This window comes from Tenacibaculum skagerrakense, from assembly GCF_004345825.1.
Lineage (GTDB): Bacteria > Bacteroidota > Bacteroidia > Flavobacteriales > Flavobacteriaceae > Polaribacter > Polaribacter skagerrakensis.
In genome coordinates, this window is sequence record NZ_SLXM01000006.1 from 276,543 (window position 1) to 292,242 (window position 15,700).

Here is a 15,700-nt window from a genome sequence, read left to right on the forward strand (position 1 = left end):
TGTTTATTTGTTAAACTCTTACAGAATCAGGAACTAAGCCAGTATAATCTCCATTATTTCTAATGACATCTCTTACTATAGAGGAAGAAATATAACTTTTACCAGAAGAAGTTAATAGGAAAACAGTTTCAATTTCAGATAGTTTACGATTAGTATGTGCAATGGCTTTTTCAAATTCGAAATCAGCTGGATTTCGTAATCCTCTTAATATAAAATCAGCACCAATTTCTTTACAAAAATTTACTGTTAACCCTTCGTACGTAACCACTTTAATTCTAGGTTCATTTTTAAAAGCTTCTTCTATAAACTGTTTTCGTTTTTCTAGAGGAAACATATATTTTTTATCTGCATTGATACCAATGGCAATAATTAGCTCGTCGAAAAGTGTAACTCCTCTTTCTATAATATCAAAATGACCTAAAGTGATTGGGTCAAAAGATCCTGGAAAAATAGCACGTCTCATGTATGTTTAGTTTAGTTGATTTTGAATTGCATTGTCGAAAAGTTCAGTTAAAGTAATTCCTGCTTCACTTGCTTGCTGAGGTAATATACTTTCTTCAGTTAGACCAGGAACAGTATTCATTTCTAAGAAATGCGGCTCTCCATTCACCAAAATATATTCCGATCTAGAAAAACCACTCATGTTTAATGCTGTGTATACTTTTTTGGCAATAGCTTTTACTTTATTTTCCTCTTCTGTAGTTATTCTAGCAGGTGTAATTTCTTGTGATTTACCTTCGTACTTTGCCTCATAATCAAAGAAATCATTTTCAGACACAATTTCAGTTATTGGTAAAACAAGTAGTTCACCTTTATATTCAATTACACCAACAGAAACTTCTGTTCCTTCTAAAAAGCTTTCAATTAAAATTTCATCATCTTCTTGGTAAGCTTTATCAATAGCATCGTATAATTTATGTGCTTCATATACTTTAGAAATACCAAAGCTTGATCCGGCATTGTTAGGTTTTACAAAACAAGGTAAGCCTACTTTTGCAACAATTTCATCAGGATTCACCGAGTTTCCTTTATTTAAATATACAGAGGTAGCGGTTGGAATCTCATATTTTTGTAAAACACTTAGCGTATCACGTTTGTTAAACGTTAATGCCATTTGATAAAATGGAGCAGAGGTGTGTTTTATTCCTAACAAATCAAAATAAGCAAGAATTACTCCGTTTTCTCCAGGAGCACCATGAATAGCATTAAAAACACAATCAAACGTAATTTTATTTCCTTCAATTTCTACAGAAAAATCGTGTTTATTTACAAGGTATTGTAGTTCATTATCATCTACATAAAACCATCCATCATTTAAAATATGTATTCTGTAAGGATTGTATTTTTCTTTGTTTAAATGTTTATAAACAACATTTCCACTTTTAATAGAAATAGCTACTTCAGATGAGTAACCTCCCATAATAATGGCGATATTTTTTTTCATTATTTTTCGTTAAGTATTACAAACTTACCAAAAAAAGTATTTTAAAAATTGATGTTTTTAATTTAGTATTATTTTTAATGTACATTTGTCTCGTCTTACAAAAAATAGATTATGAAGTTTATTCAGTTTTTAAAAAGTAAAACGTTTTTAATCCAAATAGGTTTAGCTGTTGTAGGATTATTATTGTTTATTTTCTTATTACAATGGTGGTTAGGATTTACTACAAATCATGATCAAAAAATTCAAGTGCCTGATTTAAATAAAATGGGACTGTTTGAAGTTGAAAAGAAATTAGAAGAATTGAATTTAACGTACGAGATTATAGATAGCGCTAGCTACAATCCTGATTTTCCTAAAAAATCAGTTATAGAGCAAACACCTGAAGCTGGAGATTTTGTAAAAGAAAAAAGAAAAATATATTTAACATTAAATCCGTCTAAATATAAAGACGTAGCAATACCAGATTTAAATGGTAAAACTAAAAGACAGGCGATTACTCATTTACGATCAATTGGTTTCTCTGTAGGAGAAAACTTTACTTACGTTCCAGATATAGGAAAAGATGTAGTACGAGGATTGAAACATAAAGGAAAACAAATTGGTTTAGGAGATAAATTACCTAAGAAATCGGTTATTGATTTAATATTAGGAGACGGAAACGGTAATTAAGAAGAATTTTAATTGATGCAGGAGGAAGATTACGATTTACAAGACGAAAGTTCAGAATTATTTGAACACTATAGATTTACAGCTACAGATGGACAAGATCCGTTACGAGTTGATAAATTTTTGATGAATTTTATTGAGAATGCTACAAGAAATAAAATTCAACAAGCTGCTAAGGCAGGAAATATTTTAGTAAATGATTTATCGGTTAAGTCAAATTACAAAGTAAAACCTAAGGATGTGGTTAGAGTTGTTCTGTCGCATCCACCACACGAAAACTTATTAGTAGCAGAAGATATTCCGTTGAATATTGTTTATGAAGATGATGATGTAATTGTGGTAAATAAAGAGCCAGGAATGGTAGTTCATCCAGGTCACGGGAACTATTCAGGAACTTTGGTTAACGGATTGATTCATCATATTGAAAATCTTCCTAAAAACAGTAATGAACGTCCAGGTTTAGTTCATAGAATAGATAAAGATACTAGTGGTTTATTGGTGATTGCAAAAACTGAATTTGCAATGGCACATTTATCTAAGCAGTTTTTTGATAAAACTACAGAGCGATTGTATTACGCTTTAGTTTGGGGAAATGTCGAAGAAGATTCGGGAACTATAGAAGGACATATTGGAAGAAGTATAAAAGATAGAATGCAAATGTCTGTTTTTCCTGATGGTGAATTCGGAAAACCTGCAATTACACATTATAAAGTAATTGAACGTTTTACTTATGTAACTTTAGTAGAGTGTAAACTAGAAACAGGAAGAACTCATCAAATTAGAGCGCATTTCAAATATATTGGTCATACGTTATTTAATGATGAGCGTTACGGTGGTGATATAATTTTAAAAGGAACTACGTTTACGAAGTACAAACAATTTGTTGATAATTGTTTTAAAGTATTACCAAGACAAGCATTACACGCAAAAACGTTAGGATTTGTACATCCTACTACAGGAGAATTTATGCAATTCAATTCTGAAATTCCTGAGGATATTGAGCAATGTTTAGAAAAGTGGAGAAGTTACTCTGTAAATTCAAATGAGTTTGATATCGACTAAAAAAGTCAATCGCTGAGAATCGCGTATTTAAATTTTTTAAGGTATTTGTACAGAATATTGAAATCTCAGAAAAGAGGAATAATGATTTGTTATTCCTCTTTTTTTGTAATCTTAAAAATAGTTTTAGTTCGTAGCTTTTTCTGCCAATCTATAAACTCAATCTTTTTTATCAATTCAGGATATTCAGAATAAACTTTTTCTACTGTATAATTTTCTAAAGGTATTTTAAAATCAAACTTTTCATGTAAAATATAACATTCATTAATGTCATTCTTTTGAAGATGAGTTTGAATATCTTCAGGTTTTACTACTTCGTTTTTTACATTTTCAGCGGTATAAAAAGTAGATTTCAAATTAACCAACATTGAATATATTGGTCTTTTTGTACTGATAATATACGTTGGAGTATCGTTAAAATTAGCATGTATATAATGAAATAATTTTACAGTTCCATTCATAGGTTTAAAAGTCATAATAACTAGTAATAAGACATTTAAGTACAGACTGAACTTAACTACTTTTCGCTGCCAAACTTTAATTTCTTTGTGTTCAAAGTATTTCATAATACCATATACACTGATGAAAATGAACAAATAACTTACAGGAAACATAAATCTAATTTCCTTATGAGCTATTACAGAATGTATAATGATAAAAGGAATGATTGCCCAAACAAATATGTGTTTTTTCAAAGGTTTAACACCAGCTATAAATCCTGCAAATAATACTAAACTGATAGGAGGGATGGCTTTTCCTAAGAATAAGTATAAATAGGCGAAAAATGGTGAAGTACCAAAGTTCGAAGCCTTATCGTCTAAAATATTTGCCTTTACATAATTGTAAGGAGCAATAGTGAACTCATCATAGAATAGTGTGTCTAAATAAACGCCAAAAGCAATAATTATTAAAAGGGGTATTATACTTATGAGTAATTTTAGAATTGAAGTTTTTTCAATTAAAAGTAAAAATAGATATGCTCCAAAAACACTTAATCCCAATTGATATCTAAATAAGAACGATAAACCCCAATATGTTCCTGCAATAGCAAAACTAATATTGCTTTGTTTTTTAAAGAGTTGGAGAAAACCAAGTAATAAAAATAAAGCAGCAATATTTTCTGATGAAAAACGAACAGATGTAAAAGGAATAAACCAAAGGAGTAGGGTTGAAGCGTAAAATATGTTAGCCCATTTAGTTGTTTTAAAATAGTTTTTAATTACAATTTTATTTAAAGAAATGATTACATACCAAAGTAGTAAAGCACTCATTAAACGAAAGAGTAAAGTAATCGTGAATGGATTTTTTAACCCAATAAAATCGAAAAACTTAATAAAAGTATATGCTATCCAAGGTTGTATTGAAGGACGCATTTTTTCTCCAAATTCCCAAGGTAACTCCTCTGCAGAAATTTCACCTAATTTGTATTGAGCAAACTCTAGTATTTGGAAATGTTCATCTGATTGTAAATGACCAACACTAAAAAATGCAGTAATAGTAAAAATTACAAGGGAAGCAATTTTAACCTTTTCTTGAAAATTATTATAAGCGATCATTTACAAGGCTCATTATTCTCTCAAACTGTTCATTCAATCCCATATCTGAATTATCGAATTCGATAGCATCTTCTGCTTTAACTAGAGGCGAATCTTTTCTCGAAGAATCAATTCGATCACGTTCTTGAACATTTTGAAGTATTTCATCATACTTAACATTATCTCCTCTGTCAATTAATTCTTTGTATCTTCTAACTGCTCGTTTATCAGCAGAGGCAGTCATGAATAACTTAAGTTCAGCATCAGGAAAAACAACAGTTCCAATATCTCTTCCATCCATTACAATTCCTTTGTCTTTTCCCATTTGCTGTTGTTCTTGAACCAGCTTTTTTCGAACTTCAGATATCTCTGATACCTTACTTACTAATTTAGAAACTTCTATTGATCTAATTTCTTTCTCAACATTAACACCGTTCAGGTACATTTCTGCAAAGCCTAAAGCAGGATTGAATGTAAAGCTTAATTGAATTAGGTTAAGATCGTTAATAAGTTGCTGTTTGTCAAAAGAATTTTTGTCAATTATATCGTTTAGCATAGCATACAATGTAACAGCTCTGTACATTGCTCCAGTATCTACATATATATAATTTAAATGCTTTGCAAGTTGTTTAGCAATGGTGCTTTTTCCAGTAGAAGAAAACCCGTCAATTGCTATAATTATCTTTTTATTGCTCATATCCTAGTTTGAAAGCAAAGATAAACAAGTTAATAGTTTGTAGAAATATCTCGTCTATAATCTTTATTAAAGTCAATAGTTAATCCGAAAGTACTAACACTTGAAGCTGAATGAAATCTAGAATAAGCATAATTTAGTTTTACTTTATTCATTCTCAAACCAAAACCAAAAGAAATACCACCAAAAGTTCGAACATTTTGAACTTGTAATTCTTTACCTCTTCGAAAATTATATCCTATTCTTAAATTTACAGCTCTTTTAGGAAATAGTTCAGCGCCAATAATTACATGTCTAAACGCATTGTCTAAAAATGAAATTTCTTCTTCAGTAACGTTTCCTTCTAAGTCAGATATTGAATTGGATGGGTTTGCAACACTAATATTCCATTGTTGTAAATTATCAATAGTCCCATAAAGACGAAAAGGAACATTTTCAAGCATATAAGAAGCGCCTATCGCAATTTCAAAAGGAATTTTCTCAGAGACACCATTAAATGAGGTGATTTGAGTTCCAATATTTCTTAGTACTAGCGAAAAAATATAAGGTTTTTCAATATTATAGTAAACGGCACCAAGATCAACTGTAAAAGCACTTGAAGAAAAATTAGCAATAGAAGAATAAATTAACCTCGCATTAGCACCAATACTTATACTTGAATTTGGAATTTGATAAGCATAACCGGCAGATAAAGCAACATCACTAGCGCCAAAAGTACCTGTTTCATTACCTTCTTCATCCGCTTGAATAAGAGTTCCATAGTTAACATAGGTGATGTTAGAATGAAAAGTAGGAGAGTGTCTATTAAATCGATGAGCATAAGAAACAGAACCTATCGAAATATCAGCTAAATAACTGGTGTAATTTACGGAAAGTCTGCGGTCTAAATCGATATTAATAACAGCAGGGTTCCATTTAGGTTGGTCTACGTCATCAACTAAGGTTAAGATTTTTCCTCCTAAAGCAATTTGTCTAGCATCGGTAGCCGTATTTAAAAAGGAAAAAGAACTTGTTCCTGCTACTTGTGCTATTGTATGTATTACAACGAAAAAAAATAAAATTGAGGTGATTTTTTTCAGCATTATTTTAAATAAGATATAATAACTCCGCTAAATTAACGTATTAATTACAACTATAGTGTTTTTGGATGGAATAAGCCTAAAATAAATTAGGCTTTTAACAAAAATTAAATATATTTGTATGTTAGGTATATAGTGTACCTTGTTTAATAGTCCCCGCCTATTATGTTTAAGTACTTGAAAATAAATCTCAAACCGATTCTCAAGCTGGCAATGCTATTGCTGAGCTTTACTGTTTATGGGCAAACTATAGATAAACCTGTTTTAAATTTTTCATCTGCGTGTGCTACTGATAGCTTTAATAATTTCAGTTTCAGTTTTACCTATCGAGATGGTATTTTCGACTCAGCTAATACTTTCAGGGTTTTTCTTTCTGATGAGAATGGTGATTTTTCTAGTGCTACACAAATATTAAGTGTAAATAATCAAAATTTTAGCCCACTAATACCGATTAACGGTTCGTTTAGTGTTCCGAATGGTACTTATGGTTCAGGATATAGAATAAGAGTTGTAGCAGATAATCCGTCAGTTACTAGTCCAGATTCTGATCCTTTTGGCGCTTATGATATTACTTCAGAACAATTAATATTAAACAACTTTACAGATGTTGCTTTATGTAATGGAAATCCTGAAACTATAACGTTAAATGAGATAGATTCAAATTTCAACTATAAATGGTATCGTAATAATGTTCAAATTGTTGGTCAAACAGGTCTTTCAATTACGGTTTCACAACCAGGAGAGTATTATGCAGAAGTTGATTATGGATCGTGTACAGATGCTGTTATTTCTAATAAAGTTAATGTAATAGTTGTTAATTCTTCAAGTTTAACAATTCTTGGAGATAATACTGTAGATTTATGTGCTGACCAATCTTATGATTTACAGGCAAGTATAGATGATCCAAGCTTTACGTATAAATGGTTTAAAGACGGAGTGCAAATTACAGGTTTGCCAGATTATTTGCCTATATATACTACACCAACTGCTGATCAATTTGGTGTGTATCATTTGGAAATTGAAATAGGAAACTGTTCTAGTAGATCTCAGGATGTTACGTTACAGCAAAAATCAGATGCTTCCTTTAATGTTACTATTAGTGGCAATCCATTCGATATTATTTTCCCAGGTGAAACAATTGAATTAGTAGTCACACATGATGCTTCAGGTACGGTTAATATACAATGGTTTAACGAATCGGGAGAAATACCAGGGGTGTCTGGAGATACATTAAATGTTTCAGGCCCAGGAGAATATTACGCAGTTGTAACTGAATTATCAGGAGATTGTCCAGTATCTGCTACATCTGATACTAGAACAATTTTGGGAGTTAGTGAAATGTTTGTAACTATCAGGCCTGGAACAGATTACCAAGAGTGTAATTCTGCTAATACGGAGCTTGCTTTGGTTGGAATAAGTGTTACGGCTACAGATGGGAATGATTATAATATTTCTCAAGAAAAAATAAATAAACTATTATCTCCTGATCCTGGAGGTACAGTTTTAATGAAACTTCAGTGGTTTAAAGACTCAGTTGCTATAACAGGTGCAGAGGCTCAAACCTTTAATGTTAATTCATACAACGACAATGGTGATTATTATTTAAACATAACTATTGTGACGCTTACTGCAGATTCTAATGTTGTAAATTTATTATTGGGTGTTGGAGATGTTGAGATTTCATCATCTTCTCCTTCTAATGCATTATGTCCAGGAGAATCATTGTTCTTAAGTATTGATGATTTTCCAGGTTACACCTATACTTGGTTTAAGGATGGCATTGCAATGACTGTTTCAGATCCTTTGAATGTAGAAGTATCTGAAATAGGAACTTATAATGTGACTTTAGATGGATTTGGTTGTCAAATAAATGTTACTGAGGTTGAAGTTGTAGAGTTTGATGACACTGTTTTAGAGGTAAGTCCTTCAACGAATGCAGTATTACCTGCAGGAGGTACTATTACTTTAACAGCTAGTGGAGCTGATTCTTACGAGTGGTATGATCAAGCTGGAAATTTGTTATCAACAAATGAAACACTAGACGTAGGAAATTTAGGTACCTATACTGTTATAGGTACAGTAGGAGGTTGTAATGCTCAACGAGAAGTAAATGTAGTTGAAGATGATGGGATGTTGATTATACCTAATATAATAACACCATTTAATGGAGATGGTGTTAATGATCGATGGGAATTACCGAACAGATTTGCTTTTCAGCCTAATGTTCAGATTATTATATTTAATTCAAGAGGGGAACAAGTTCTGAATACAACCGATTATCAAAATAATTGGCCTCAGGACAATAATTTAAAAGATGGAATGTTATTCTACTTTAAGGTTATTAAGGATAATAACTTAGTTAAAGCGGGAACCATTTCAGTATTACAATAATTTGTATGGTTAAAAACATTACTTTATTTGTACTATTAACATTACTTCATTTAACTTGCCTATCTCAGGTGAGTATAAGTGAAGACCAGTATAATGGATTTTCGTCAAGAAGTTTTATGCAATTTAATAACTTCATGACGGTGCCTACTTTTTCAATACTACACAGAGAAACCGCTACAATAGAGGCTATTACTAGAAGTGCAAATATAGAATTTGAAGATGCTTCACGTTTACATATTCTTAGTTATTCAGGGAAAATGCAAAGAAATGTTGGTGCTGGTATAGCTGTTTTTCAACAAGAAATAGGAGTTTTTAAAGATTTTGGTGCAGTAGCGAATTACGCGTATCAATTAAAATTAGCAGGAGATAAAAAATTAACATTTGGTTTTAACTTTTTCTACAGTAGAAGAAGTATAGATAATCCGCGTGTACTTTCAAACGGAGATGATCCTTTAATTAACAATTATCAAGACAAACCAGTAGTAGTATTTCAACCTGCAGCAACAATGTCTTTTGGAGATTTAGATGTGGGAATATTCTTTGAAAACCTAGGAGATTTTAACTTGAAATCTAGTGAATTTGTTAGTGATTTTGGTGATAAAACAATTTCTGGACATGTTGCATATACTTATAGATTTGATAATTCAAGCGGATTGTTCCAGAATATGTCTTTGAGAGGTTTAGGTGTAGCAAGAAAATTAAAAGATGATTTTTCATATGCAGGTAATGTGCTTTTAGAACTACCAAAAGCTGGCTGGGTAAAAGTAGGTTACGATAAAATATTTGGGTTAAATGCTGGGTTTGGTATAAACCTTACCAAAAACTTAGGTATAGGTTTTTCATATGAAAAGCAAGATAATTTAGGAGGAACTAACGAAGTTGGAATTTTATATCGTTTAGGAAGAAATAGAAGTAGAAGTGTTGCTAATAGAACACCTAAAGTTGATATAATTTTACCTGAGGATGAAGAACCAGAGATTTTAGATGTTAAGAAAAACGAGTATGAAGATCCTGAGCATAACGATTTATCAGATGAATTACAGGTTGCTCAAGATTCAATAAATAGCTTACATAAAAAAGTTGATGAGTTATTACGATTGGTTAAAAACCAACCTCAAACAAAAGAGATTGTAAGAGAAGTTCCTGTTGAACAGTCAAAAGAAGCTAGAGATCAATCGCTTCCTAGAAGTAAGGCTAAGCCATGGAGAGAAAGAACTGTTACTAGAACAGGAGGTGGCGCTGGTACAATGTATTATACAGCGATAGAGCAGTATAAGTCTTTAGCTAGAGCTAAATCTGAGGTTAAAAAATACAACAGAAATAAAAATAATAAATATAAAGCAAGATATGTTAGAGATCCTAAATATGATGTATATGTAGTTTATATAGATAGACATGCTAAGAAAGAAGATGCTGAGGATCAAAAACATGAAATTAATGGTACAACAAAAGGAGTTGAAGGAGAAGAAGCTAACAATGATTTAGGTATCAAAAAGAGTAAAACAGGAGCTGATAAGGTATATGTAATGAAAATTACTCTTGGAGCGGAAGGAGAATCTTATACTGAACCTAAGCCTCAACCACCTGCAAGAGTTCGTACAATGAAAAACCCTACAGGTCAAATACCTCCTGGTTATTATTTGGTTGTTAATGTATTTGGAAAGAAGGCGTATGCAGATAAATTCTTAGATGAATTAGAAAATGATGGTATAAAAGCAGACTTTTTCATCAATCCTGAAACAGGAATGAGACATGTCTACATATTAAAGACAGATAGTAGAGCTGAGACAATCAAGTTGTACAATAATAATTTAAATGGAAGCTATTATGATAGAAAGAATATAGTTGAAGTTAAATAATTGGTAAACATATGTTTAGTTTTTTTTAGTTTGAATTTGTTAAATTCTTTTCTTATATTAAATGTGCGTAAATAAATAATATTCAAATCCCCAAAAATGAATAAAAAAATACTAATCTCAATTTTATTTGTTTTAAACACTATACTCTCATTTTCTCAAATTGATGGTCAAAAAAAAGTGTTTGATAAAATACCACCTAACAGTAGCTTTAAGTCAAAGGCATACAAAGAGATTGTTGACAGATCATTATTAAAAAAACCTGATGTTGCTTTTACGCAAAGATTGGCTACAGGTGGAATTAATGTTCAAGGTAATATTACTTTTGTTGGTAATAATATTTTAAATAGAGATACTGATAATTCTGCTTTTAACTTTAATTATTACAATCCAAATACAGGTACAATTGGAGGTGATGTTACTACATCTATAACGCCCAATGATCCATACGATTCCGATTTAGTGATCGATTTCAATGGGAGTTACTTTTTTATTAATAATGGTAACTTTTTTATGGATTATATTGATATTGATGATGTAGAAGGTATTTCGGGGAATAGTACCACATTTTCATCATCAAAGTCAACATTAGCACTTCCAAATTGTTCTAGAGTTATTTATGCTGGTTTATATTGGGCTGGAGTTTATCCTTATGATACATGGGAAAATGCTGGTTCAAGGCAGGGGGATTATAGAGATATAAAGTTTAGATTACCGGGACAAAATTACCAAGATATTACTGCTGATGAAGTAATTTATGATAATGGTATAGCTACACAAAGACCTTATGTTTGTTATAAAGATGTAACTACTGATGTACAAGCACTAAGTGATCCAAATGGAGATTATTATGCAGCAAATATTAGAGCAACAACTGGATGGGATCAAAACAATGGGCTTGGTGGTTCTGGAGGTTGGGTTTTGGTTGTTATATACGAAGATTCTACGCAATCGAGTAAAAATATTTCTGTTTTTGATGGTTTTTCTACTATTGATGGATCTAACAGTACAGATATTTCTTTTTCAGGATTCACAACAATTCCTTCAGGTCCAGTAAGAACCCAATTATTAACTGCTACCCTAGAGGGAGATACCTATATTAGTGGAGATAGATTAAGAGTTGAAGATACATCAGGAACATATACAAATATATCAACACCCACTACCAATCCAGCAAATAACTTTTTTAATGGTAGTATAACTCAGTACGACAATTTTGTAACTACAAGAAACCCAAATAGTGAAAATACTTTAGGTTTTGATGTAGATTTATTTAATCTGAATAATCCTTCTAATACTTTAATTGCTAATAATCAAACTAGTTTAAACGCAAGATTTACTACTGGAGGAGATGTATATTGGCCATTCTTAATAGGAATGGCAATCGAAATTATTGAGCCAGATATTGAATTAGTGAAAACTATTGACGATGGAGCTGGAAATGATATTGCAGGAACACCAGTAGGTTTAGGTAGTGATTTATGGTATAATATTAGTTTTCAAAATAATGGTACTGATGATGCAACAAATACTGTTATCACCGATCGTTTGCCTAAGAATGTTGATTTAATACCTGCAGACATCACAGTTCCTGCGGGTGTAACTTATACGTATGATCCACCAGCTTTAGCAAATGGTTTTCAAGGTGAATTAGAATTTACAATTCCTGATAGCTTGGTAGAAGAAGGAGGTTCTATACATAATATTCGTTTACATGTACAAGTAGTTTCTGATTGTAATGAGTTAAGAGATGTTTGTTCAAATGTTATTGAGAATCAAGCTTTTGCTAGGTATGATGGTATTCAAGGAGGAGTAAGTGTTAATAATGAGCCTAGTGTTTCTGGTATAGATGCATGTGATTATGGTATAGCGGGTACCTCTAACTTTTTAGTTGATACTAGTGGGTGTAGTTTCACTCAGAATGTTACATTGTGTGGTCCTTCATTGGAGTTAATTCCTGGTTCGGGATTTGCATCGTACGAATGGAGAGATGAAAATGGTGTAATTGTTGGTACAGGACCTACACTTACTGTTACTAGTACAGGTACTTATACCGTAACAAAAGTAAATCCATCAGGAGTACCAGCAGCTTGTGTTAGCTCTGATGAAACATTTATCGTTGGTCCTTTTGGAACAGGGACTAATCCTATAGCTGCTTTTGGAGATGCGATAAGAACATGTCCAAATGACGGTTCTGAATTAGTGGAAATATATCTTTGTGGTGATACAGATTTTAGAGAAATTATAACAGGTGTTATTGCACCTACTACTGTAAGATGGCAACAATTAAGTTCAAGTTGTAGTCCAGATCCAGACCCTAGTTGTCCAAATCAAACGGCTGGTTGTTGGGAGGATGTTGCTACCGACGTAAACGCAACAACAAGAAGCTTCTCAGACGCAGGTCAATATCGTTTGGAAGTAACAGAATCAGGTGGTTGTTTTGAACGTTACTATTTTAATGTTTTCAAAGCTACTATAACACCAACTATTGTAACCGAAGATATTATATGTGGTAATGCGGGAAGTATTACTATAAATAATGTGCCTGCTGGTTATGAATATGCTATTGTTACTGCCGGTAGTGCTTCTCCACCAGATTCATCTTACCAAGCATCAAATACTTTTTCTATTTCTACAGCAGGAAATTATGATGTATATATTAAAAATGATGCAACCTCTTGTGTATATCCTTATCCTGGGTATTCAGTTAATTCAATAGACATCGATGTAGATGTAACTACTAGTCCTATTTTATGTGCTGGTGATTCGGGTAATATTAATGTTCAAATTAATAGTACTATTCCAAGTCCATACACATATACAATATTAAATGGAGCGTCCGTAGTTAGTACCTTCGGTCCTACAACAGATACTTCAAGAGATTTTCCAGTTACAGGTTCTGGAGTTTATACAGTTCAAGTAACAACAGCAGAGTGTAGTTTTTCTCAAGACACTCCTGCATTTGTTGTTCCAGCACCATTAGCCTTAACGGCTGTTATAACAAAAGACATTAATTGTACAGACGGTATAATAGATTTAACAGCTTCAGGAGGAACTACTCCTTATACTTATGCGGTTTGGTCATACACTCCTGCGGCTACAGCTACAAAAACAGCTATTTCCTACACTAATGTTACAGATATTGCTATCGGTGATTTCCAATCATCAACTACTTTTACTATAGCTAGTGGAGAGGAAGGGACATATGAATTTATTGTTGTAGATGATAACAACTGTTCACAAGTTTCAAGTCCAGTAACTATTGTTTTAGAAGATCCTTTACAATTTACAACAACTGTTACAAACCCATTATGTAGTGGTGATTCTGATGGAAGTATTACTGTTAATACAGTCTCTCCGCCAGGTTTAATAGGGTATTCGTTAGAGTACAGTATTAATGGAGGAGCAACTTATAATACATCTAATACTTTTACGGGCTTAGCAATAGGCTCTTATACTATTGATGTAAGAGCTACTAAAGGAGGATATTCATGTAGTTATACTGTCGGACCTGTAGATGTTACAGCGCCTAACCCTTTATATGCTGAAGCATCTATTGATAGAGACTTTAACTGTAACCATCCTGCAAGAATTGTTTTTAATAATGAATCAGGAGGTACACCAAGTTATAATTATAGTTTTGATGGAGGTACTACTTTTCAGTCATCAGGAGTTTTAAACACTGCTACTCCAGGTACTTATAACTTAGTAATTAGAGATTCTAATGGATGTACTTATAGTTTACCAGATCCATTAGTAGTTGAACCTATACCAAATGAACCAGTAATAAATGCAAATTTAGTTTATAATTGTGATGGTACTGCGGATGCTACTTTGTCACCGGTTAACGGTAGCTATGATTATTCATTAGATGGAGGTCCGTTCAATGGAACTAACTTTTTCCCAGATTTATCTGTAGGTTCTCATACAATTACAGTTGATTATGGAAGAAACTGTACTGTTGATGTTTCTTTTGTTGTTGAAGCGGGAAGAGAATTGTTGGGGTCTACAAATCCAACTAACACAACGTGTAATGCAGGAAGTGATGGGGCTATTGAGATTACAGCAAGTAATTTTGGAACTTCATTTGATTATAGTATTGATGGCGGAACTACATGGGTTACAGGAAATACAAGTAGTCCAGTTACAGCATCAGGTTTAACAGCAGGTAGTTACGATGTTCGTATTCGTGCAACTGTAAATGGAGACACATGTGATATTTCCTTAGGAACAGAAACGGTAAGTGAGCCTACAGTTGTAGTTGCAAGCGGAACGATTACAAAAGAGGTAACATGTAATCCAGCTACGGGAGCAACAATTGAGCCAAGTGCTACTGGAGGAAATGGTCCATATACTTATCAATTAGATGGAGTTGGAGCATTCCAAACAGGATCATTTACAGATGTTGCCGCTGGAGCACATACAATTATAGCACAAGATACTAATGGATGTTTATCAGCACCATTCAATATTACAGTAAATCCTTCAACAAACCCAACACATACAGCTATTCCAACAGCATGTTATGATGGAACAAATGGTCAGATAGTTGTTACTGCTTCCGGAGGATCAGGAAGTGATTACAATTTCAGTATTGATAATGGAGCAAGCTGGCAAGTACCAAGTCCAGTTACCGCTACAACATATACATTTACAGGATTAGCTCCTGGTACCTTTACAGTTTTAGTTCGTGATGGTTACGGATGTGTATCAGCTGCATCAACGGAAACCATCAATACACAATTAACAGGAACAGTTGCAACTACTCCTGTAACTTGTAATGATGGAAGTGTAACGGTAACAGCAAGTGGAGGAGATGGAACTTATGAGTATTCAGTTGTTCCAACAGGAAACGCTGCATCATTCCAAGCAGGTAATACATTTGCTATTTCAGTAGCAGGAGATTATGATGTTACGATTAGAGATGGATTAAATTGTACCTATACAGAAACAATTACAGTTGGATCAATTACCAA

At 32.6% G+C, this 15,700-nt stretch carries 9 protein-coding genes and 1 pseudogene; 5 read left to right on the forward strand and 5 right to left on the reverse strand.

Annotation, left to right across the window (positions count from 1 at the left end):
- Positions 1-10: 10 nt before the first annotated feature.
- Positions 11-463, reverse strand: a complete 453-nt coding sequence (coaD, locus tag EV195_RS11505; RefSeq protein WP_132795098.1) for a pantetheine-phosphate adenylyltransferase — start codon at positions 461-463, stop codon at positions 11-13.
- Positions 464-469: 6 nt separating this feature from the next.
- A complete protein-coding gene (locus tag EV195_RS11510) occupies positions 470-1,444 on the reverse strand; it encodes a D-alanine--D-alanine ligase (RefSeq protein WP_132795099.1) in 975 nt (324 codons plus the stop codon).
- A 111-nt stretch (positions 1,445-1,555) separates the two neighbouring features.
- On the opposite strand from EV195_RS11510, the gene EV195_RS11515 reads away from it, so the two are divergent.
- Both EV195_RS11515 and EV195_RS11520 read left to right on the forward strand, forming a co-directional pair.
- Positions 1,556-2,113, forward strand: a complete 558-nt coding sequence (locus EV195_RS11515; RefSeq protein WP_132795100.1) for a PASTA domain-containing protein — start codon at positions 1,556-1,558, stop codon at positions 2,111-2,113.
- Positions 2,114-2,128: 15 nt separating this feature from the next.
- On the forward strand, positions 2,129-3,172 hold the full coding sequence (locus EV195_RS11520) for an RluA family pseudouridine synthase (protein ID WP_132795101.1): 1,044 nt from the start codon (positions 2,129-2,131) through the stop codon (positions 3,170-3,172).
- An 89-nt stretch (positions 3,173-3,261) separates the two neighbouring features.
- On the opposite strand, the gene EV195_RS11525 is transcribed toward EV195_RS11520, so the two are convergent.
- Genes EV195_RS11525 through porQ form a run of 3 tightly spaced genes read right to left on the reverse strand, consistent with a single transcriptional unit; the run spans position 3,262 to position 6,480 of the window.
- Entirely contained in the window at positions 3,262-4,725 is a 1,464-nt protein-coding gene (locus EV195_RS11525) for a glycosyltransferase family protein (RefSeq protein ID WP_132795102.1), read from the reverse strand.
- The gene (gene cmk, locus EV195_RS11530) at positions 4,712-5,401 is read right to left on the reverse strand and encodes a (d)CMP kinase (RefSeq protein ID WP_132795103.1); all 690 of its coding nucleotides are present in this window, start codon (positions 5,399-5,401) and stop codon (positions 4,712-4,714) included. Before cmk ends, EV195_RS11525 begins: the two co-directional genes overlap by 14 nt.
- 29 nt (positions 5,402-5,430) lie before the next feature.
- On the reverse strand, positions 5,431-6,480 hold the full coding sequence (gene porQ, locus EV195_RS11535; protein ID WP_132795104.1) for a type IX secretion system protein PorQ: 1,050 nt from the start codon (positions 6,478-6,480) through the stop codon (positions 5,431-5,433).
- Between the two features lie 216 nt (positions 6,481-6,696).
- Between porQ and EV195_RS11540 the strand changes: the two genes are divergently transcribed.
- The 3 genes and pseudogenes from EV195_RS11540 to EV195_RS11550 form a co-directional block, all read left to right on the forward strand.
- Entirely contained in the window at positions 6,697-8,868 is a 2,172-nt protein-coding gene (locus tag EV195_RS11540; protein WP_165915726.1) for a T9SS type B sorting domain-containing protein, read from the forward strand.
- Positions 8,869-8,873: 5 nt separating this feature from the next.
- Positions 8,874-10,727, forward strand: coding sequence for a PorP/SprF family type IX secretion system membrane protein (locus EV195_RS11545; protein ID WP_132795106.1), 1,854 nt, complete (start codon positions 8,874-8,876; stop codon positions 10,725-10,727).
- 96 nt (positions 10,728-10,823) lie between these two features.
- Positions 10,824-15,700 (forward strand): annotated as a pseudogene (locus EV195_RS11550) (SprB repeat-containing protein); the annotation flags it as partial.

Excerpts from the sequence above, each read along its gene's own strand:
- coaD (WP_132795098.1), bottom strand. The coding sequence starts at position 463 with ATGAGACGTGCTATTTTTCCAGGATCTTTTGACCCAATCACTTTAGGT.
- EV195_RS11510 (WP_132795099.1), bottom strand. The coding sequence starts at position 1,444 with ATGAAAAAAAATATCGCCATTATTATGGGAGGTTACTCATCTGAAGTA.
- EV195_RS11515 (WP_132795100.1), top strand. The coding sequence starts at position 1,556 with ATGAAGTTTATTCAGTTTTTAAAAAGTAAAACGTTTTTAATCCAAATA.
- EV195_RS11520 (WP_132795101.1), top strand. The coding sequence starts at position 2,129 with ATGCAGGAGGAAGATTACGATTTACAAGACGAAAGTTCAGAATTATTT.
- EV195_RS11525 (WP_132795102.1), bottom strand. The coding sequence starts at position 4,725 with ATGATCGCTTATAATAATTTTCAAGAAAAGGTTAAAATTGCTTCCCTT.
- cmk (WP_132795103.1), bottom strand. The coding sequence starts at position 5,401 with ATGAGCAATAAAAAGATAATTATAGCAATTGACGGGTTTTCTTCTACT.
- porQ (WP_132795104.1), bottom strand. The coding sequence starts at position 6,480 with ATGCTGAAAAAAATCACCTCAATTTTATTTTTTTTCGTTGTAATACAT.
- EV195_RS11545 (WP_132795106.1), top strand. The coding sequence starts at position 8,874 with ATGGTTAAAAACATTACTTTATTTGTACTATTAACATTACTTCATTTA.